Annotated in this window: 18 protein-coding genes and 2 tRNA genes; 9 read left to right on the top strand and 11 right to left on the bottom strand. The window is 66.9% G+C overall.

The features are described from left to right. The first annotated feature begins 171 nt into the window (after positions 1–171). The 6 genes from ACZY0X_RS27160 to pknB are packed head-to-tail and all read left to right on the top strand — an operon-like array spanning position 172 to position 8185. Positions 172–639 (top strand): FHA domain-containing protein FhaB/FipA, encoded by a 468-nt coding sequence (locus ACZY0X_RS27160; RefSeq protein WP_241402241.1) that lies wholly within the window; start codon positions 172–174, stop codon positions 637–639. Then, positions 636–2138, top strand: coding sequence for a PP2C family protein-serine/threonine phosphatase (locus ACZY0X_RS27155; protein WP_463774827.1), 1503 nt, complete (start codon positions 636–638; stop codon positions 2136–2138). The genes ACZY0X_RS27160 and ACZY0X_RS27155 overlap by 4 nt, the downstream gene beginning before the upstream one ends. Then, positions 2135–3550, top strand: a complete 1416-nt coding sequence (locus ACZY0X_RS27150; protein ID WP_463774825.1) for an FtsW/RodA/SpoVE family cell cycle protein — start codon at positions 2135–2137, stop codon at positions 3548–3550. The genes ACZY0X_RS27155 and ACZY0X_RS27150 overlap by 4 nt, the downstream gene beginning before the upstream one ends. Then, complete coding sequence (pbpA, locus tag ACZY0X_RS27145) at positions 3547–5022, top strand: D,D-transpeptidase PbpA (RefSeq protein WP_463774824.1); 1476 nt, start codon at positions 3547–3549, stop codon at positions 5020–5022. Before ACZY0X_RS27150 ends, pbpA begins: the two co-directional genes overlap by 4 nt. Beyond that, the gene (locus ACZY0X_RS27140; protein WP_463774823.1) at positions 5019–6311 is read left to right on the top strand and encodes a protein kinase domain-containing protein; all 1293 of its coding nucleotides are present in this window, start codon (positions 5019–5021) and stop codon (positions 6309–6311) included. Before pbpA ends, ACZY0X_RS27140 begins: the two co-directional genes overlap by 4 nt. Beyond that, a complete protein-coding gene (pknB, locus tag ACZY0X_RS27135; RefSeq protein ID WP_463774821.1) occupies positions 6308–8185 on the top strand; it encodes a Stk1 family PASTA domain-containing Ser/Thr kinase in 1878 nt (625 codons plus the stop codon). The genes ACZY0X_RS27140 and pknB overlap by 4 nt, the downstream gene beginning before the upstream one ends. Here the strand turns inward: pknB and ACZY0X_RS27130 are convergent. Both ACZY0X_RS27130 and ACZY0X_RS27125 read right to left on the bottom strand, forming a co-directional pair. Then, positions 8163–8828 (bottom strand): aminodeoxychorismate/anthranilate synthase component II, encoded by a 666-nt coding sequence (locus tag ACZY0X_RS27130; RefSeq protein WP_463774820.1) that lies wholly within the window; start codon positions 8826–8828, stop codon positions 8163–8165. The genes pknB and ACZY0X_RS27130 overlap by 23 nt on opposite strands. 53 nt (positions 8829–8881) lie before the next feature. After that, complete coding sequence (locus tag ACZY0X_RS27125) at positions 8882–9691, bottom strand: DUF881 domain-containing protein (RefSeq protein WP_463774819.1); 810 nt, start codon at positions 9689–9691, stop codon at positions 8882–8884. A gap of 123 nt (positions 9692–9814) precedes the next feature. Between ACZY0X_RS27125 and crgA the strand changes: the two genes are divergently transcribed. Both crgA and ACZY0X_RS27115 read left to right on the top strand, forming a co-directional pair. After that, positions 9815–10099, top strand: coding sequence for a cell division protein CrgA (crgA, locus tag ACZY0X_RS27120; protein ID WP_241402249.1), 285 nt, complete (start codon positions 9815–9817; stop codon positions 10097–10099). Positions 10100–10254: 155 nt separating this feature from the next. Then, a complete protein-coding gene (locus ACZY0X_RS27115) occupies positions 10255–10671 on the top strand; it encodes a PH domain-containing protein (RefSeq protein ID WP_463774817.1) in 417 nt (138 codons plus the stop codon). Positions 10672–10764: 93 nt separating this feature from the next. On the opposite strand, the gene ACZY0X_RS27110 is transcribed toward ACZY0X_RS27115, so the two are convergent. Next, on the bottom strand, positions 10765–11310 hold the full coding sequence (locus tag ACZY0X_RS27110) for a peptidylprolyl isomerase (protein ID WP_463774816.1): 546 nt from the start codon (positions 11308–11310) through the stop codon (positions 10765–10767). A gap of 86 nt (positions 11311–11396) precedes the next feature. Between ACZY0X_RS27110 and cwsA the strand changes: the two genes are divergently transcribed. Next, positions 11397–11822, top strand: coding sequence for a cell wall synthesis protein CwsA (gene cwsA, locus ACZY0X_RS27105; protein WP_463774815.1), 426 nt, complete (start codon positions 11397–11399; stop codon positions 11820–11822). Positions 11823–11918: 96 nt separating this feature from the next. Here cwsA and ACZY0X_RS27100 read toward each other — a convergent pair. The 8 genes from ACZY0X_RS27100 to gnd form a co-directional block, all read right to left on the bottom strand. Further along, positions 11919–11991 (bottom strand) — tRNA-Ala (locus ACZY0X_RS27100). A gap of 151 nt (positions 11992–12142) precedes the next feature. After that, positions 12143–12216: transfer RNA gene (locus ACZY0X_RS27095), tRNA-Ile, on the bottom strand. 87 nt (positions 12217–12303) lie between these two features. Next, on the bottom strand, positions 12304–13209 hold the full coding sequence (locus ACZY0X_RS27090; RefSeq protein WP_463774813.1) for a DUF3566 domain-containing protein: 906 nt from the start codon (positions 13207–13209) through the stop codon (positions 12304–12306). A gap of 46 nt (positions 13210–13255) precedes the next feature. Next, a complete protein-coding gene (gene gyrA / locus ACZY0X_RS27085) occupies positions 13256–15799 on the bottom strand; it encodes a DNA gyrase subunit A (RefSeq protein ID WP_463774812.1) in 2544 nt (847 codons plus the stop codon). A 61-nt stretch (positions 15800–15860) separates the two neighbouring features. Next, positions 15861–17894, bottom strand: coding sequence for a DNA topoisomerase (ATP-hydrolyzing) subunit B (gyrB, locus tag ACZY0X_RS27080; RefSeq protein ID WP_463774810.1), 2034 nt, complete (start codon positions 17892–17894; stop codon positions 15861–15863). A gap of 233 nt (positions 17895–18127) precedes the next feature. After that, entirely contained in the window at positions 18128–18685 is a 558-nt protein-coding gene (locus ACZY0X_RS27075; RefSeq protein ID WP_241402256.1) for a DUF721 family protein, read from the bottom strand. Then, complete coding sequence (recF, locus tag ACZY0X_RS27070; RefSeq protein WP_463774808.1) at positions 18682–19842, bottom strand: DNA replication/repair protein RecF; 1161 nt, start codon at positions 19840–19842, stop codon at positions 18682–18684. The genes ACZY0X_RS27075 and recF overlap by 4 nt, the downstream gene beginning before the upstream one ends. Positions 19843–19893: 51 nt before the next feature. Next, positions 19894–20787: a phosphogluconate dehydrogenase (NAD(+)-dependent, decarboxylating) gene (gene gnd, locus ACZY0X_RS27065; RefSeq protein ID WP_463774807.1), complete on the bottom strand. Its 894-nt coding sequence runs from the start codon at positions 20785–20787 to the stop codon at positions 19894–19896. Position 20788: the final 1 nt, after the last annotated feature.

The raw sequence follows: 20788 nt of genomic DNA, 5'->3' as shown, positions 1-20788 counted from the left end.
ACGGGTCACGGCCCCGCGAAGCTGTTCGCTTCCCGCTCACTCCGATCCCAGCACCCAGTATCGTGACGTTGCCTACGGTGACCGAGCCGATCCGCTGGCAGGAGTGACACGGCCCGTGGCTCGGTGCAGAGGTTGGGTGCCACAGCGGGACGGTGACGGAAGGGACGTCGGATGCAGGGGCTAGTTCTGCAGCTGACGCGCGTCGGTTTCCTATTGCTCCTGTGGCTGTTCATCTGGGCGGTGCTGCGGACCCTTCGGACTGACATCTACGCACCCACCGGCGCCGTCATGGTCAAGCGTGGGCTCGCGCTGCGGGGCACGCTGCTGCCGAGCCGTCAGCATCGCAGCGTCGTCCGGCAGCTCGTCGTCACCGAGGGCGCCCTGACCGGCACCCGCATCACCCTGGGCACTCAGCCGGTCCTCATCGGCCGCGCTGATGACTCCACGCTGGTACTCACCGACGACTACGCCTCGACACGGCACGCGCGGCTGTCCCAGCGAGGGACGGAATGGTACGTCGAAGACCTAGGATCGACCAACGGCACATACCTTGACAGGGCGAAGGTGACGACAGCGGTAAGGGTTCCGATGGGGACGCCGGTTCGAGTCGGCAAGACGGTAATCGAGCTGCGCCCGTGACGCTCGTCCTCCGCTACGCGGCGCGCAGTGACCGCGGCCTGGTCCGAGCCAACAACGAGGACTCCGTGTACGCCGGCGCGCGCCTGCTTGCCCTGGCCGACGGCATGGGCGGGCATGCGGCGGGCGAGGTGGCCTCACAGCTGGTCATCGCCGCGCTGGCCCATCTCGACGACGACGAGCCGGGCGGCGATCTGCTCAGTCAGCTCGACAACGCCGTGCACGAGGGCAACGCGGCGATCGCCGCACACGTCGAGTCCGATCCCGAGCTCGAGGGCATGGGGACCACACTGACCGCGATCCTGTTCGCGGGCAACCGCCTTGGGCTCGTCCACGTCGGTGACTCCCGGGGCTATCTGCTTCGTGACGGCGAGCTCACCCAGATCACCAAGGACGACACGTTCGTCCAAACCCTGGTCGACGAGGGCCGCATCACCGCCGAGGAGGCACACAGTCACCCGCAGCGCTCGCTGATCATGCGGGCTCTGACGGGTCATGAGGTCGAGCCCACACTCATCGTGCGCGAGGCCAAGGTCGGCGACCGATACCTGCTGTGTTCCGACGGGCTGTCGGACCCCGTCAGTCACGAGACCATCCAGGACGCGCTGCAGATCGAGAACGTCGCCGAGAGTGCGGACCGACTCATCGAATTGGCGCTGCGCGGCGGCGGCCCCGACAACGTCACCGTGGTGGTCGCCGACGTTGTCGACCACGGTTACGGCCAGACCCAGCCCATCCTGGCCGGCGCAGTGTCCGGCGACGACGACCAGTCCGCGCCGCCCAACACCTCCGCCGGACGCGCATCGGCGTTCAATCCCAAGCGCGCCACACCCACCAAGCGCCCCGCCGTCGAGCCCGAGTCGGCGAAGAAGCCGCGTTCGCGCCGCAAGATGCTCATCATCGCGATCCTGCTGATCCTGCTCGTCGCCGCCGGATTGTTCGTGGGGCGCATGGTGATTCGCAGCAACTACTACGTCGCCGAGCATGACGGCGCCGTCTACATCATGCGTGGCGTGCAGGGCTCGCTGCTCGGTATGCCGCTGCAGCAGCCGTTCCGCATCGCCTGCCTCGACAACCGCAACGACATCCGGATCATCGCCGTCGACGACGACCGCTCCAACTGCCAGCCGCTCAAGGTCGGCGACCTGCGTCAGTCCGAACGCGCCCAGGTTGCAGCCGGTCTGCCCGCGGGCAGCGTCGACGACGCCATCCGCCAGCTTCGGGATCTCGGGCCGTCCTCGCTCCTGCCGATCTGCGCGCCGGCGCGGCCGACGACGACCACCACCGCTCCCGCCCCGACCGCGGGGGGCACCCCCACCACCACAACTCCTCGCGGGCCACTGCCCGGCCCGGCACCGGAGACACCGAAGACCGTCACCACGCCGGCACCACCGCCGCCGGCATCGCCCGCGCCACCGCCCCCGCCCACGCCGTCGCCGACCGTGACGGCGCTGCCTCCCCCACCGCAGGAGCCGGGCACCACTTGCCGGGCGGTGTCATGAGCACCGCGCCGCAGGCCGCCGTCACCGTAGTTCCGCCAATGCCCAACCGGCGGAATGCTGAACTGGTCCTGCTGGCGTTCGCTGCCGTCATCACGACGGTCGCGCTGCTCATCGTGGAGGCCAACCAGGAACAGGGCCTGAGTTGGGATCTGCTGCAGTACGCCGTCGCCTACCTCGCGCTGTTCACGGGCGCGCACCTGGCGGTGCGCCGTTTCGCGCCCTACGCCGACCCTCTGCTACTGCCCGTCGTCGCGCTGCTGAATGGCTTGGGACTGGTGATGATTCACCGCCTCGACCTCGCCGCCGGCCCGATGGCCTCGGGTGCGGCTCGCGGTCCCAGCGCCAACCAGCAGATGCTGTGGACACTGGTCGGCGTTGTCGCGTTCTCGCTCGTCGTCATCTTCCTGCGGGACCATCGCGTGCTGGCCCGCTACGGCTACATCTGCGGCCTGACCGGCCTCGTGCTCCTGCTGATTCCGGCACTGCTGCCCAGCGAGTACTCCGAGCAGGGCGGCGCGAAGATCTGGATTCGGCTGCCCGGCTTCTCGATTCAGCCCGCCGAGTTCTCCAAGATCCTGCTGCTGATCTTCTTCGCCGCAGTCCTGGTGTCCAAGCGCAGCCTGTTCACCAGCGCGGGCAAGCACGTGCTCGGCATGAACCTCCCACGACCGCGTGACCTCGCGCCACTGCTTGTGGCGTGGGTGGCCTCGATCGGTGTCATGGTCTTCGAGAAGGACCTCGGCACGTCGCTTCTGCTGTACGCGTCGTTCCTCGTGCTGGTGTACATCGCCACCGACCGGATCAGCTGGGTTCTGTTGGGGCTCACCCTGTTCGCCGCGGGCAGCGTCGTGGCCTACTTCGCGTTCAGCCACGTCCAGATCCGGGTGCAGAACTGGCTCGACCCGTTCGCCGACCCCGACGGCGCCGGCTACCAGATGGTGCAGTCACTGTTCAGCTTCGCCACCGGTGGCATCTTCGGCACCGGCCTGGGCAACGGCCAGCCCGGCACCGTGCCCGCGGCGTCCACCGACTTCATCATCGCCGCGATCGGCGAGGAGCTCGGTCTGGTCGGCTTCGCCGGCGTCCTGATGCTCTACACGATCCTGATCGTGCGCGGCATGCGCACCGCGATCGCCGTGCGGGACAGCTTCGGCAAGCTGCTCGCCGCCGGACTGGCCTCCACGCTGGCCATCCAGTTGTTCATCGTGGTCGGCGGTGTCACCAAGCTGATTCCGCTCACCGGCCTGACCACCCCGTGGATGTCCTACGGCGGCTCCTCGCTGCTGGCCAACTACGTGCTGCTGGCCATCCTGATGGTCATCTCGCACTCTGCCCGTCGTCCGATCTCCGACGCCGGGCCCAATCCCACACCGATCGCCGCCGCCAACACGGAGGTGATCTCGAAGGTATGAACACCTCCCTGCGTCGCATCTCCGTGGCGATCATGGCGCTGATCGTGCTGCTGCTGGGCAACGCCACGTTGACCCAGGTCTTCACCGCCGACGGTCTGCGGTCAGATCCTCGCAATCAGCGCGTCCTGCTCGACGAGTACTCCCGCCAGCGGGGCCAGATCACCGCCGGCGGCCAGCTGCTGGCGTACTCGGTGTCCACCAACGGGCACTTCCGGTTCCTGCGCGTGTATCCCAACCCTCAGGCCTATGCGCCGGTGACGGGCTTCTACTCGCTTCGGTACTCGAGCACGGGCCTGGAGCGGGCCGAGGACTCGGTGCTTAACGGCTCCGATGAGCGGCTGTTCGGCAGGCGGCTGGCCGACTTCTTCACCGGCCGTGACCCCCGCGGCGGGAACGTCGGCACCACGATCAACCCGCAGGTGCAGCTTGCCGCGTGGGAGGCCATCTCGGAGGCCTGCAACGGTCCCTGCAAGGGCTCGGTGGTGGCGCTGGAGCCCTCGACCGGCAAGATCCTGGCGATGGTGTCCTCACCGTCCTACGACCCAAACGTGCTGTCCTCGCACGACGTCGACTCGCAGTCCGAGGCGTGGGAGCGGCTGCGTGACGACCCGAACTCGCCGCTGGTGAACCGCGCGATCTCGGAGACCTACCCGCCCGGGTCCACGTTCAAGGTCATCACCACCGCCGCGGCGCTTGCGGCGGGTGCCAACCCCGACACCCAGCTCACGTCCGCGGCTCGGATTCCGTTGCCCGACAGCACCGCAACGCTGGAGAACTACGGCGGCTCGGCGTGCGGCAACGGCCCGACCGTCTCGCTGCGTGAGGCGTTCGCCAAGTCCTGCAACACCGCCTTCGTCCAGCTCGGCATCGACACCGGCGCCGACGCGCTGCGCAGCACCGCGCAGGCCTTCGGCATCGACACCCCCACACCACCAATTCCGCTGCAGGTGGTCGAGTCCACCGTCGGACCGATCAGCGACGGCGCCGCTCTCGGCATGTCCAGCATCGGGCAGCGGGATGTCGCACTCACTCCGTTGCAGAACGCCGTCGTGGCCGCGACCGTCGCCAACGACGGCGTCGCCATGGACCCGTATCTGGTCGCCGATCTCAAGGGGCCTGACCTGTCCAATATCGCCACGACGACCCCTCACGAAGCACGCCGAGCGGTGTCTTCCCAGGTCGCCACTACACTTACGGACCTGATGATTGACGCCGAAAAGGTGACTCAACAGAAGGGGGCCATCGCCGGCGTGCAGATCGCATCCAAGACCGGTACGGCGGAGCACGGGACCGACCCCCGAAACACACCGCCGCATGCCTGGTACATCGCGTTTGCGCCGGCCAAGGCGCCCAAGGTGGCTGTTGCCGTCCTCGTGGAGAATGGTGGCGACCGTTTGTCCGCCACCGGCGGGGCACTGGCTGCACCGATCGGCCGGGCCACCATCGCAGCTGCGCTGCGGGAGGAATCATGAGCGCGCGCGTCGGAGTGACGCTGTCCGACCGTTACCGGTTGCAGCGACTCATCGCCACCGGCGGCATGGGCCAGGTCTGGGAGGGCCTCGACAGCCGACTAGGACGTCAGGTCGCGATCAAGGTCCTCAAGGCCGAGTACTCGACCGACCCCGAGTTCGTCGAGCGTTTCCGCGCCGAGGCGCGCACCGTCGCGATGCTCAACCACCCCGGCATCGCGAGCGTGTACGACTACGGCGAGACCGAGCTCGACGGTGAGGGCCGCACCGCCTACCTGGTGATGGAGCTCGTCAACGGCGAACCGCTCAACGCGGTCATCAAGCGCACCGGCCGGCTGTCGCTGCGGCACGCGCTCGACATGCTCGAGCAGACCGGCCGCGCGCTGCAGGTCGCACACACCGCCGGACTCGTGCACCGCGACGTCAAGCCGGGCAACATCATGATCACGCCCACCGGGCAGGTGAAGCTCACCGACTTCGGTATCGCCAAGGCTGTCGACGCGGCACCGGTGACGCAGACCGGCATGGTGATGGGCACCGCCCAGTACATCGCGCCCGAGCAGGCCCTCGGTCACGACGCCACCGCTGCCAGTGACGTGTACTCGCTGGGAGTCGTTGGCTACGAGTCGGTTTCGGGTCGACGTCCGTTCACCGGCGACGGTGCGCTGACGGTGGCCATGAAGCACATCAAGGAGCAGCCGGCTCCGCTGCCTGCCGATCTGCCGCCGAACGTGCGCGAGCTCATCGAGATCACCCTGGCCAAGTCCCCGGGCCTTCGGTACAGCACCGGCGGCGCGTTCGCCGACGCCGTCGCCGCGGTGCGTGCGGGACGACGGCCTCCGCGGCCCAACCAGGCGCCGACCATCGGCCGGGCCACACCCGCGGCGATCCCGTCGGGTGCGCAGGCACGCTCCGCCGCCGACTTCACCAGCAAGCCGCCCACCGTGGCGCGGCCGCGTCCGGCGACCGGCAATCACCGGCCGGCACCTCCGCCGCGGCGCACCTTCTCCTCGGGACAGCGGGCCCTGCTGTGGGCGGCCGGTGTGCTCGGGGCGCTGGCCATCGTCATCGCGATCCTGATCGTGCTCAACGCCCAGGACCGCAAGGACAACCAGCCGTCGCCGACGACGATCACCAACACCAGCACAACGATCGTGCCACCGCCGTCGCCATCCGCCATGCCCGCGCCGTCCTGGCTGGGCCCTGATTGGACCGATCCGGGTCTGATCAGGGAAGGTGGGGTTCAAGCCGCGGCCCATTCCGAAGCCGCGCACGAGCAGACAAACCGATGACTACGCCCCAGCACCTGTCTGACCGCTACGAACTCGGTGACATCCTCGGGTTCGGCGGCATGTCCGAGGTCCACCTCGCACGCGACACGCGGTTGCACCGCGACGTCGCGGTCAAAGTGCTGCGCGCAGACCTGGCCCGCGACCCGAGCTTCTATCTGCGTTTCCGCCGAGAGGCACAGAACGCCGCCGCGCTGAACCATCCCGCGATCGTCGCTGTGTACGACACGGGGGAGGCCGTGACCGCGACCGGTCCGCTGCCCTACATCGTCATGGAGTACGTCGACGGCGTGACGTTGCGCGACATCGTGCACTCCGAGGGTCCGATGGAGCCGCGACGTGCCCTCGAGGTCATCGCCGACGCCTGCCAGGCGCTGAACTTCAGCCACCAGCACGGCATCATCCACCGCGACGTCAAGCCCGCCAACATCATGATCAGCAAGGGCGGCGCTGTGAAGGTGATGGACTTCGGCATCGCCCGCGCGCTGGCCGACACCGGCAACAGCGTGACCCAGACGGCCGCCGTCATCGGCACCGCGCAGTACCTCTCACCGGAGCAGGCACGCGGCGAGAAGGTCGACTCGCGTTCCGACGTCTACTCGCTGGGCTGCGTGCTCTACGAGATGCTGACCGGTGAGCCGCCGTTCGTCGGCGATTCGCCCGTCGCGGTCGCCTACCAGCACGTCCGCGAGGATCCGGTGCCACCCTCGGCACGGCACGCCGGCATCAGCCCAGAGCTCGACGCCGTCGTGCTCAAGGCGCTGGCGAAGAACCCGGAGAACCGCTACCAGTCGGCGGCCGAGATGCGCACCGACCTGATCCGCGTGCACAGCGGTGAACCGCCCGAGGCCCCGAAGGTGTTCACCGATGCCGAGCGCACCTCGATGCTGGCGGCCGCGCCATCACACGGGCGCGGGGAGTCCACGGCTCACATGCCGGCGCAGCGGCCGGGCGGCCGCCCGCCGGAGCGCAACACCACGGTCAAGCGCTGGCTGCTCGTCGTGGCGATCCTGGCCGTCCTGACCGTGGTCGTCACCGTCGGCATCAACATGATCGGCGGCAGCCCGCGCGATCAGCAGGTGCCCGACGTCGCTGGACTGACGTCCGAGGACGCCGTCGCGGCGCTGCAGAACCGAGGCTTCGAGACCCGCGAGCAGCCCAAGGAGGACTCCAAGGTCAAGCCCGGGCAGGTCATCGGCACCGAGCCCGAGGCCGGCACCGCGGTCAGCGCCGGGGACCAGATCACCATTAACGTGTCGAGCGGTCCCAAGCAGGCCACCATGCCCGACGTGACGACGATGACGCCCGATCAGGCGGAGGAGAAGCTCCGCGACGCTGGCTTCGAGAAGATCAAACGGACGTCGTCGGCCTCGCTGCCCGAACAGAAGGACCGGGTCATCGCGACCAATCCGTCCGCCAACTCGACCTCGGCGATCACCAACGAGGTCACGATCATCGTGGGGTCCGGCCCGGGGAGCAAGGTCATTCCGGACTGCATCGGTCAGACAGTCCAGGTGTGTACCGACATCCTGAAGGCCGAGGGGTTCTCGAAGATCATCCCCGTCGACGTCGACAGCCCGCAGCCGGCGGGCCGCGTGATCGGCACCAATCCCGCCGCGGGACCGCCCGTTCCGCTGGACGCCGTGATTCAGATCCAGGTGTCGCGCGCCAACCAGTTCATCATGCCGAACCTGCGGAACTTCTTCTGGGACGACGCCGCACCGCTGCTGCAGTCACTGGGCTGGACCGGCGAGCTGATCAAGCTGCCGAACGCCCAGAACAGTGGTGCACCGTCAAACGGTGTGGCGACTCAGAGTCCGGCGCCGAACACGCCGACCAACTTCGACGCTCCGATCACGCTGAGCTTCGCGCAGTAGCCGCACGAACGGTGTCGGCGACCTCCTGCTCGAGCTGACGCACCAGACCCTCGGCGGGCGCCTGCCCGCACAACTCGAGCCAGTTGGCCAGCATCCGGTGGCCGCCCTCGGTGAGGATCGACTCGGGGTGGAACTGCACGCCGTGGATGGGCAGATCGACGTGCCGAACGGCCATGATCACACCGCCGGTGGTGCGCGCGGTGACCTCGAGGACCTCCGGCAAAGTCTCGGGCAGGATGGTCAGCGAGTGATAACGGGTCGCGGTGAAGGGATCCGGAAGTCCTTTCAGCACACCGACATTCGTGTGATGCACGGTGCTGGTCTTACCGTGCAGGAGCTCGGGCGCACGATCCACTGTGCCGCCGAACGCCACCCCGATGGCCTGGTGGCCGAGGCAGACGCCCAGCAGCGGTGTGGCCGAGGCCGCACACGCGCGCACCAACGGAATGGACGCGCCGGCGCGCTCAGGGGTGCCGGGGCCGGGGCTCAGGAGGATGCCGTCGTAGCGTGCCGCGACGGCGTCCGGGTCAGCCAGCCGCTCATCGTCATTGCGCCACACCTGCGCGTCCACGCCCAGCTGACCGAGGTACTGGACGAGGTTGAACACGAAGCTGTCGTAGTTGTCGACGACGAGAACCTGCATCAGGCCAGGTTACTGGGTGCGTCGAGGCCTTTTGCGCCCCGCCTGCGGCGGCGTCAGTAACCGAGCGGACCCGCGGGCGTGGCGTAGCGCATCCGCACCGGCGCAGTGTGGCCGACGACGTCGACCTGCGGCTTGGGCGCTTCGGTGTAGCCCAGGCCGAACCGCATCACATACTGGCGGTACAGGGTGACCAGGGGAGCGGCTGCCAGGGCGGCCTGCATCGCGGGCACGTCGCCGATGGCGGTGATCACGTACGGCGGGCTGTACGTGCGGCCGTTGAGCAGCAGGGTGTTGCCGACGCACCGGGGCGCCGACGTCCCGATGATGCGCTGGTCCTGCATCTGTATTGCCTCAGCGCCCGAGGCCCAGAGAGCGTTCAGGACGGCCTGCACATCCTGCTGGTGCACCACCAGGTCGTCGGGGGAGGCGTCCCCTGGAAACCTGCCGTCAGCGTCACGTTGTGCGTCATTCAGCGTGATCACCAGACCCGGACCTCGGACCGGATCGACGCCGGCCGCAGCGGCGAGAGCGTCGGCTCGGCCAGTGATCGCGTGGAGGGCGGCGTCGGCACCCGGGCTTCCACCGTGATGATTGTCGATCTCGGACACCATCGCGTCGCGTTGAGCGGACAGCCGGTCCACCGACTGCTGGGCCTCGCGGACCAGGTCGACCAGCCGCGGTGCGTCGCTACGCCGGATCTCGTCACCACCGGAGACGGTGTGCGTGGTCGCCAGCAGGAGGCCGGCGCACAAACAGACGATGGGGACGCCGAACCGCCAGAACGACCGCCGGGGTGGTGGTGCCTCTGCCGCTGACGCCTGGGCGTGGTCACCGGCTGGCGGAGTGGACTGACTAGCTGCCATCGGGTCCTCCTCCCGGGTCGTCAGGGTTCTCGGCTGGGCGGTCCGCTGAGATAGGCTCTGACTGCATCTGCTCCATCGTCGCACCGCACCGTCGAAGTGGCGCCAACCCGTCCGAAGGTACCCATGCCCAAGTCAAAGGTCCGCAAGAAGAACGACTTCACCGTCAACCCGGTGAGCCGCACCCCTGTGAAGGTGAAAGCGGGACCGTCGAGCGTGTGGTTCGTCTCACTCTTCATCGGCCTGATGCTGCTCGGTCTGGTGTGGTTGCTGGTGTTCCAGCTCGCCGCGACCAATCCTGTGGACGCACCCAGCTGGCTCACCTGGATGGCCAATCTGGCGCAGTGGAACTACGCGATTGCGTTTGCCTTCATGATCACTGGCCTGTTGCTCACCATGCGGTGGCGGTGATCACAGATGACGCAAGGTTGTATTCAAGTTGGCCTCGATGCGTTCGGCCGCTGGCAACCTGGTCGTCACGCAATCACATCGTTGTGATTCATCCCCATTGTGGATAGCACCTGTGGATAACTCGATTGCCCACGCGTAAGGGGTGTTGAGAACGGATGCAGCAAACTCAGTGGAGCCCACGCACTGGCGGCATCTTGGCGTGCGCAACCTTCGGCGCAGCCATGGCAATTGCCGCTGTGACGGTAGTCACAGACACTCCGGGGCGGTTCCTTGCGGGGGTTGCCGCGATCGGACTTCTCGCGTTTGCAACCATGTCCTGGCGCGCGCGGCCAAAACTGGCAATCACCGGTGAGGGTCTGGTGGCCCGCGGCTGGTGGCACACGCAGGTGCTGAAGCCAGCCGACATCGGTGCCGTGCGGATCACCGAGTTCCGTCGCATCGGACGCAAGGTCCGCATGCTGGAGATCGACGTGGTGCAGGGCGATCGCCTGCTGGTCTTCACCCGCTGGGATCTGGGCACAGACCCACTCGAGGTCCTCGACGCGCTGACCGCGGCCGGTTACACCGGCTGAGGACGGCAGCGGAGGCGGGTTCTGCGCAAGCCAATTGCACGCTCGCCGGACGAGGCTCCCTGGGGATGCGCCGACGAGCGTGCAATCAGTGCATCAAGAGATCGTGATCGATTCGATGACGACGGGCTCGGTGGGACGGTCGCCGCGGTCGACAGCGGTGCCGGCGATGGCGTCGACGACCTTCTGCGACTCCGGATCGACGACCTCACCGAAGATGGTGTGCTTGCGGTTCAGGTGCGGCGTCTTGCCGACCGTGATGAAGAACTGCGAGCCATTGGTGCCCGGGCCGGCGTTGGCCATCGCCAGGAGGTAGGGCTTGTCGAAGGCGAGCTCCGGATGGAACTCGTCATCGAAGGTGTAGCCCGGTCCGCCGCGGCCGGTGCCGGTCGGGTCGCCGCCCTGGATCATGAAGCCGGAGATGACGCGGTGGAACACGGCGCCGTCGTAGAACGGGCCTGTGGCGCCACCAGAGGCGTTCTCGGTGCTGTAGTCCTTGTTGCCCTGGGCCAGGCCAACGAAGTTTCCGACGGTCTTCGGCGCGTGATTGCCGAAGAGTGCGATCTTGATGTCGCCGCGGTTGGTGTGAAGTGTCGCGGTCGCTGTCTGAATGGGGCTCGTCACGGGAACCCAGTGTGCCATTCGCATTTCCGCGCCGGATGCCGCCCCCGCCCGAATAGGGTTGGCTGGGTGTGTTCCACCCGCCTGACCGCAGAGAGGTTGCACCAATGAGCTCCAAGACGACCGTCGAGCGGTTGAATCCCCGGCAACGGCTGGCCCGCGGTCTGAAGTACTCCACGCTGGGCCCCGTGGACGTCACCAGGGGAGCGCTGGGCATCGGTGTGGACTCCGCGCAGTCCTCCGCTGCCTGGGTGCGGGATCGCTACCGCAGCGGCAGACTGCGCCAGGATCTGGCGGCGGCACAGGCGGCGATCGTCACCGAGCTCGCGGCCGCGCAGGAAGTGGTCAGCGGACTGCCCCTGGCGCTGCAGGAGGCGCGCACGTCCAAGCGCCGACCACGGCCACTGGTGCTCATCGCGGTGGGGGCTGCGGTACTGGCGGTCGGTGCCGTGACGTTCTCGATCATTCGACGGTCGACGCAACCCGAGCCCTCGCCCCGGCCACCGAGCGTTGAGGTGACTCCGCGGCCCTGAGGACGCGCCCCGGTGCGTTGACATAGCGCTCACGGTGACGATGTGCGAGTGGCAGGTGCCGTCACTGCTCACTCAACGGGAAAGACGAAAGAATTGTGGAGCCTAGGAGATTCGAACTCCTGACATCTGCCTTGCAAAGGCAGCGCTCTACCAACTGAGCTAAGGCCCCTAGGGGTTGGCGGGGTCGGCCGCCGTATGCCATACCTCGACGCCGCGTCGCGACCGCCAGACGACCACGGCCGCAGCTGCGGCGATGATCAGCAACACCAGTTTCACGGTGCACCCTTCCGGTGACCACGCCGGGCGGGCCGGCATTTCCGTGGGCCTAGGAGGACTCGAACCTCCGACCTCTTCGTTATCAGCGAAGCGCTCTAACCACCTGAGCTATAGGCCCGTTTTATCCATCCGGACGAGCGGTGAGATTACCGCAACGCCTGCCTAGCACCCAAACCACCATCGATCTGGGCGCTCAGCGCTGTGATCAATCGCGGTCCGCCAGCGTCACCTCGACACCTCCGACGAGGTCGGTGGTGAGGTTGTAGATGAACGCGGCGCACGTTGCCATCGCCGTCAGAAGCACGATATTTACCAGCCCGATCAGGGCGGCTCCGCCGAAGATCGTGCCGCTGGAGACCAGTTCTCCGCCACTGCCACTCGCGCTGGTGAGCAGATCACCGACGTTGCTGTTGAGCTTGCTCCAGACGCCCATACCGCCCAGCACCAAGTACAGGAACGCGACGGCGATCATCCACACGAAGAACAGTGCGACCGAGAGCACCAGGGAGACCTTCAACACGCTCCACGGATCGAACCGTCGGATGGCCATGGTGGCCCGCACCGGACCCGTCGCACGGCCCGTCACGGGCGGACGTACCACGGGCCGGGTCGACGGTGCCTCGGGTGCCGAGCGCTCCGCAGGAGGCTTGCGTACCGGCGGCCGCGGTGATCCGGACAGATCGGGTAGCTCACTGGCATACGTCTCGGGCCTGGTGGCCTCGGGCCTGGTGGGCTCGGGACGAGCCTGCTCACCACGCGGTCCCTCGCCCCTGGGGGCCTCGCCCTCACGCGTCGGACCACCCTCCCGGGTGGGTGCCGCCGGTGGGGGAGTCGCGGGACCACCCGAGACGAACCGGTTGAGCCTGGCGTCTGCGCCGGGCGGATGCCCCGCCGCTGACCCCGCACGACCACCCTCGGGGCCGTCAGCGGTGCGCGGACCCGGTCGGGGCCGCGTACTGCCGCGCTGCCAGGGCGGCGGCGCCTCCCCGGACTCCTTGGCAGGACCGTTGCGCGCCGGCCCACCCGCGGGCGGGCCGGCATCGGGCGTGGCACCCGGTGAGCCGTTGGCGCTTGCCGCGCGCGGGTACCCCGGCTCGTTGGGTGAACTCACCTACGGCTCCTTCGATCAGACCGGTTGCCGGTGCAAACGGTTGGCGTCACGTCTCGTCGGACTCGTCGGTGCCCTCAGTGCCTTCAGCGTCCTCAGTGCCCTCAGTGTCCTCGGGGTCCTCGTCGGCGTTACGCGCAATGGCAATCAGTGTGTCGCCCTCACCGAGGTTCATCAAGCGCACCCCCTTGGTTTGCCGTCCGGCCTTGCGCACCTGACGTGCCCTCGTTCGGATGACACCGCCTCCGGAGGTGATGGCGTAGAGCTCGGTGTCATCGTCGACGATCAACGCTCCGACCAGAGTGCCACGCTTGGGGTCGTACTGGATGGTCAAAATGCCCTTACCGCCTCGGCCCTGCGCGGTGTACTCGTTGATCGCGGTCCGCTTGGCATAGCCACCGGACGTCGCAACCAGCAGATACGTGTCCTCACGCACGACGTTCAGCGAGAGCAGCTTGTCCTCTTCGTTGAAGCGCATGCCCTGCACGCCGGACGTGGCCCGACCCATCGGCCGCAGCGCGTCATCGGTCGCCGAGAAGCGGATCGACTGCCCCTTCGCGGAGACCAGCAGCAGGTCATCGTCGGCGGAACACAGCACCGCACCCACCAGTTCGTCACCGTCACGCAGGTTCACCGCGACGATGCCGCCCGACCGGTTCGAGTCGAAGTCAGTGAGCTTGGACTTCTTCACCAGACCGTTGCGGGTGGCCAGCACCAGGTAGGGCGCATCCTCGTAGCTCTTGATCTGGATGACCTGGGCGATGCGCTCCTCGGGCTGGAACGCCAGCAGGTTCGCGACGTGTTGGCCGCGGGCCGTCCTGGACGCCTCCGGGAGCTCATAGGCCTTCGCCCGGTAGACCCGGCCCTGCGTGGTGAAGAACAGGATCCAGTCGTGTGTGGAGCCGACGAAGAAGTGCCGAACGATGTCGTCCTGCTTGAGGCCGGCGCCCTGCACACCCTTGCCGCCGCGCTTCTGGCTGCGGTACAGATCGGACTTGGTCCGCTTGGCGTAGCCGGTCTCGGTGATCGTGACGACCACCTCCTCGCGCGCGATCAAGTCCTCGTCGGCGACGTCGCCGTCGGCGGGGATGATGCGGGTGCGCCGGTCGTCGCCGTACTTCTCGACGAGCTCCGCGAGCTCCTCGCGGACGATGGCGCGCTGGCGCTCCGGCTTGGCCAGGATGTCCTCGAGGTCGGCGATCTCGGCCTCGATCTTGGCCAAATCGTCGACGATGCGCTGGCGTTCCAGTGCGGCGAGGCGCCGCAACTGCATGTCGAGGATCGCCTGCGCCTGGATCTCGTCCACATCCAGCAGCTCGATCAGGCCGGCCCGCGCGACGTCGACGTTCGCCGACGCCCGGATGAGCGCAATGACCTCGTCCAAGGCGTCGAGCGCCTTGACCAGACCGCGCAAGATGTGTGCCCGCTCGTTGGCCTTGCGCAGCCGGTAGGTGGTCCGGCGGACGATGACCTCGAGCTGATGGACCACGTACAGCCGGATCAGCTGATCGATGCGCAGGGTGCGAGGAACACCGTCGACGATCGACAACATGTTCGCGCCGAAGCTGGTCTGCAGCTGGGTGTGCTTGTAGAGGTTGTTCAGCACCACCTTCGCCACGGCATCGCGCTTGACCTCGACCACGATCCGCAATCCCACGCGGTCGCTGCTCTGGTCCTCGATGTTGGAGATGCCCGCGAGCTTGCCGTCGCGCACTTGGTCGGCGATCGAGGTGATGAAGTTGTCGTGGTTGACCTGGTAGGGCAGCTCGGTGATGACCAGCAGGGTGCGGCCCCGCGAGTCCTCCTCGATCTCCACGACGCCCCGCATGCGGATCGAGCCGCGACCCGTCGTGTAGGCGTCGTGGATACCCTGCGAGCCGACGATCAGACCATAGGTGGGGAAGTCCGGTCCCTTGACCCTCTCGGTGACCGCGGCGAGCGTGCTCTCCTCGTCGGCCTCGTAGTTGTCCAGGCACCAGAAGACGGCCTCCGCGAGCTCGCGAAGGTTGTGCGGCGGCATGTTTGTGGCCATGCCGACCGCGATACCGCCCGAGCCGTTTGCCAGCAGGTTGGGGAACCGGCTGGGCAGAACGGTCGGCTCCTGCACGCGGCCGTCATAGTTCGGGACGAAATCGACTGTCTCCTCGTCGATTTCGCGCAACATCTCCATGGCTAACGGAGTGAGGCGCGCCTCGGTGTAACGCATGGCGGCCGGGGGATCGTTACCCGGTGAGCCGAAGTTGCCCTGGCCGTCGACCAGGGGATAGCGCAGTGACCACGGCTGGGCCATTCGGACCAGGGTGTCGTAGATCGACGAGTCGCCGTGCGGGTGGTAGTTACCCATCGTCTCGGCAACGGATCTCGCCGATTTCGCGTGACCGCGGTCCGGCCGGAACCCCGAGTCGTACATGGCGTACAGCACGCGCCGGTGTACGGGCTTGAGACCGTCTCGGACCTCGGGGAGTGCACGGCCGACGATGACGCTCATGGCGTAATCGATGTAGCTGCGCTGCATCTCCTGCTGGATGTCGACCGGTTCGATCCGATCGGTGGTGGCGCCGTCGTCTCCCGGGGGAAGGGTCGTGTCTGTCATGTGCTCCTCGCTCGTCTATGAGCAGCTAGGGATTCGGTTCCTGGAATCGGGCATCGCGGAATCACACGTCGAGGAAGCGAACATCTCTTGCGTTGCGGGTGATGAAGCTGCGGCGGGCTTCGACGTCCTCGCCCATGAGGATCGAGAAGAGCTCGTCGGCCGAGGCGGCGTCGTCGAGCGTGATCCGTCGAAGGACGCGAGCGCTGGGATCCATTGTGGTCTCCCACAATTCCTTGGCGTCCATCTCGCCGAGACCCTTGTAGCGCTGGATCCCGTCCTCGGTGTTGATCCTCCGACCGGCGGCCTTGCCAGCCTCGAGCAGTCCGTCGCGCTCGCGATCGGAGTAAGCGAACTCGGGCTCACTGCGCTGCCACTTGAGCTTGTACAGCGGCGGCTGCGCGAGGAAGACGTGCCCATTCTCGATGAGCGGCTTCATGAATCGGAACAACAGCGTCAGCAGCAGCGTCGAGATGTGCTGGCCGTCGACGTCGGCGTCGGCCATCAGCACGATCTTGTGATACCGCAGTTTCGCGATATCGAACTCGTCGTGAATGCCGGTACCGAGCGCTGTGATGATCGCCTGGACTTCGGTGTTCTTCAGCACCCGGTCGATGCGCGCCTTCTCGACGTTGATGATCTTGCCGCGCAGGGGCAGGATCGCCTGATACATCGAGTCGCGTCCGCTCTTCGCCGAGCCGCCAGCCGAGTCGCCCTCCACCACATAGACTTCCGACAGCCGCGGATCCGTGGAACGGCAGTCCGCCAGCTTGCCTGGTAGCCCGCCGATATCGGTCGCGCTCTTGCGCCGCACCAACTCTCGCGCCTTCCGAGCGGCGAGTCGGGCCTGCGCCGATGAAACCGCCTTGTTCACAACGGTCTTCGCCTCCGCCGGGTTCGCCTCGAACCAGTGGTTCAGCTGCTCGTTGCAGATCTTCTGCACGAACGACTTGACCTCGGTGTTGCCGAGCTTGGTCTTCGTCTGGCCCTCGAACTGAGGATCGCTGACCTTGACGGAGATGACCGCGGCGAGACCCTCGCGGATGTCGTCGCCAGTGAGGTTGGCTTCCTTCTCCTTCAGCAGCTTCTTGTCCTTGGCGTACTTGTTCACCACCGTGGTCAACGCACTGCGGAAACCCTCCTCGTGGGTACCGCCCTCGTGCGTGTTGATGGTGTTGGCGAAGGTGTGCACCGACTCCGAGTAGCCCGCGTTCCACTGCATCGCGATCTCGACCTCGTGGCCGGGACCCTTGCCGTCGAAGGCGATGATGCTCTGCTGAATTGGGGTCTTGGTGCGGTTGATGTGCTTGACGTAGTCGACCAGGCCGCCGGGGTAGTGGAAGGTGCGGTGCTTGACCTTGTGCGGGCCCTTGGCCTCTGCCTCAACCTGATCCGCGGTCTTGGGGGCCTCGGCCGTGTCGCTGACGACCTCGTCCACGACCTGCTCGGCGGTCACCCGCTCGTCGATGAGATCTATGGTGAGGCCCTTGTTGAGGAAGGCCATCTCCTGGAGGCGACGCGCGACGGTCTCGAAGTCGTACTCAGTGGTCTCGAAGATCTCCGGGTCCGCCCAGAACCTGATGGTCGTGCCGGTCTTCTTCGTCGGCCCACCCTGTTTGAGGGTGCCGGGCACCGAGCGGTCGTAGTACTGGAACCACTCCGAGCCGTCACGCAGAATCGTGGCCTCGAGCCGGGTCGACAGCGCGTTGACCACAGACACACCCACACCGTGCAGGCCACCACTGACGTTGTAACCGCTGTTCTCGCCGCCGAACTTACCGCCGGCGTGCAGCTGCGTCATGACGACATCGACCGTGGGAACACCTGTTGCGTGCATCGCCACGGGAATACCGCGGCCGTCGTCGGTGACCTGGACGCTGCCGTCGCCGAGGATCTTGACGTCGACCCTGGTGGCGTAGCCTGCCATCGCCTCGTCGATCGCGTTGTCGACGACCTCCCACACCAGGTGGTGCAGACCACGCTCACCAGTGGACCCGATGTACATGCCCGGACGCTTCCGGACGGCCTCGAGACCCTCGAGAATGGTGATCGATTCGGCGCCGTACTCGTTCGCAGGACTGTTCTTCTGGGCAGCCACGTTGGACGCGTCTCCTTGGTCTTTGCAGGGGGATGCTCGCTAGGGGGACTAACTGCCCCTCACGGATCTGCCGCAAGTCTACCGTCAGCCACCGTCAGCACCGATTCTGAGGCGGCGTTTCTGTGTACCTAATTGCGACGTGCGCGGAATTTCTCGGTTATCCCCTCGTCCGGCCGCTCGCGAGCGTCTCATTTCGGATTCAAAAGGCTCTCAGCGATCGTCCAGCAGGTGTCTCAGCCGTAGGTGTCGCGCGGCCCTCGTCCGGCGATGTGCAACTTGCCCTTGCGCCAGTTCGGCGCGGTCGGACCCACTATCTTCAACGACTTTACGACGCCATCACCGACGGCCGCGGCGATCTTCGCCAGGAGCTGGGCCTGCACCATTCGCAGTTGGGTGGCCCACGCGGTCGACTCCGCCACCACCGTCAAGACGCCCTCACGCAGGACCGATGGGGTCGCGTGTTCGGCGATCTGTTCCCCGACCACCTCGGACCACTTCCCGAACACCGCACCCTCGGAGACCTTGGGGGTCCAGCCACGGCGGCGCGCAAGGTCCATGGTCGCCGCGCCCAACGTCTGGGGATCTCGAGCATCAGGACCTGGCCCCGACCACGTTCTGCGCCGGCCCCGGTTACCGCCGGCGATCTTCTTGGCGGGGGAGTTACCTCCCCTGCCGACATCCTTCCCCTGACTGCGCGCGGCGCCGCGTGCCTCCTCCAACGTTCGGCGCACCAGATCCATCCCCGCGAGGTGCGCGAGGTGCTCCGGTGGGCCGCCAGGCTCGTCGGTCATTCGATCACCTCCGAAGTGCGTCCGTCGTCGTCTTCGCGCATACCTATCCTTACCCGACGCGCATCCCAGTCCGAGGGAATGTCGTCGGCCACCGCGGCGGTGACCAACACCTGCTCGGCCGAGGACGCTACGCCCACGAGTGCGCGCCTGCGGGCATCGTCGAGTTCGGCGAAGACGTCATCGAGAAGCAGCACCGGGTCGGTACCCTCCTGGCGCAGCAGCTCGTAGGCGGCAAGCCGCAGCGACAATGCCATCGACCACGATTCCCCATGGCTGGCAAAGCCTTTCGCCGGTTGGTCGCCAAGCCGCAGTTCGAGATCGTCACGGTGTGGTCCGACCAGGCAGACACCGCGCTCGAGTTCCGCGGAGCGCCGGCCGGCGAGTTCCGCCAGGAGTGCGGCCTCATACATCTCGATGTCGACGGTGCCCGCGGCCGCCTCCGCCTCGACCGTGTCCACCGAGCTGCGGTAGCGCACCGCTGCGGGACGCGACTCCGGCGCCAGCAGTTGATAGGCCTTCACCACCTCCGGCGCGAGCTGAGTGATGAGCGCGACCCTGGCCGCGATGAGCTGCGCACCATAGGTTGCGAGATGGCCGTCCCACACGTCAAGTGTGTCCAAAGCGCTTGTGTCACCGCGGAATCGAGCACCCGAGGCCGTCTTGAGCAGTGCGGTGCGCTGCCGCACCACCTTGTCGTAGTCCGCACGGACACCGGCAATCGATGGTCGCCGCGTCGTCGCGAGCTCATCGAGGAATCGTCGTCGTTCACCCGGATCCCCGCGCACCAGCGCCAGGTCCTCCGGCGCGAACAGCACGGACTGCAGAACACCGAGGACTTCACGGGCGCTTCGCACGGGGGAGCGGTTCAGCCTGGCCTTGTTGGCGCGCCCGGAGGTGATCTCCAGGTCGATCGCGAGCTCACGTCCCTCGTTGACGACGATCGTCGAGACCACGGCGCGCTCGGCGCCCACCCGGATCAACGGAGCGTCCGAACCCACCCGGTGCGAACTCAGCGTCGATTGATACCACAGGGCCTCAACGATATTCGTCTTGCCGAAGCCGTTCGGGCCGACAAACACCGTGCGTCCTGGTTCCAGCTCAAGTTCGACCTTCGGCCACGACCGGAAGTCGGTCAAACCCACGTGACGAACGTACAAATTCCTGTACCCGAGTCCTATCCCCGATGTGCTTGGCTCCCGCTGGCCGAATCAGCCAGACTTCGAGATCCTCTGAACGGCGTGACCACCGAACTGATTGCGCAGCGCCGCGACGGCCTTCATGGTCGGCGAGTCATCCTGCCTGGACAGGAAGCGTGCGAACAACGATGCCGCAATTCCCGGCACCGGCACACGCAACCTGATCGCCTCTTCGACGGTCCACCGTCCCTCACCGGAATCCTCGGTGTAGCCACTGATATCGGCGAGCTCGGGATCTTCCTTGAGGGCCTTGGCCAGGAGCTGCTGCAACCAGGACCGCACGACGGTGCCGTTGGTCCACGCCTGGTAGACCGCCTGGGGATCCTTGACCAGGTCCTCGGCGGCGAGAATCTCATAGCCCTCGGCGTAAGCCGTCATCAGCGCGTACTCCACGCCGTTGTGCACCATTTTCGCGAAGTGTCCCGCTCCGACCGGGCCGACGTGGACGAAACCGTCGGCGAGTTCGCCCGGAGGTCGCAGCGTCTCGAAGATGGGCATCACTCGCGTGACATCCTCGTCGCTGCCACCCACCATCAGGCCGTAACCCTCGGTCAGGCCCCAGATCCCACCGGACACGCCAGCGTCGATGAAGCCAATCCCCTTGTCGGCCAAGAGTTTCGCGTGTGGCGCATCCTCGGTGTATCGGGAGTTTCCTCCGTCGATTACCAAGTCGCCCTCGCCCAGCACGTCGGCGAGCTCAACGATGGTGTCGTGCGTGACCTCACCGGAGGGCACCATGACCCAGACCACCCGCGGGACCTGCAGTGCACTGGCGAGACCAGCCAGCGTCGGGACGTCGGTGACTTCGGGGCGGGGGTCGTAGCCGACCACCTCATGTCCACCCTCGCGCAGACGTTCGCGCATGTTGAAGCCCATTTTACCGAGGCCGACCAAGCCCAATTGCATG

This window comes from Mycobacterium sp. IDUB_39, assembly GCF_055419205.1.
This window is presented reverse-complemented; position numbering and strand designations above follow the sequence as displayed.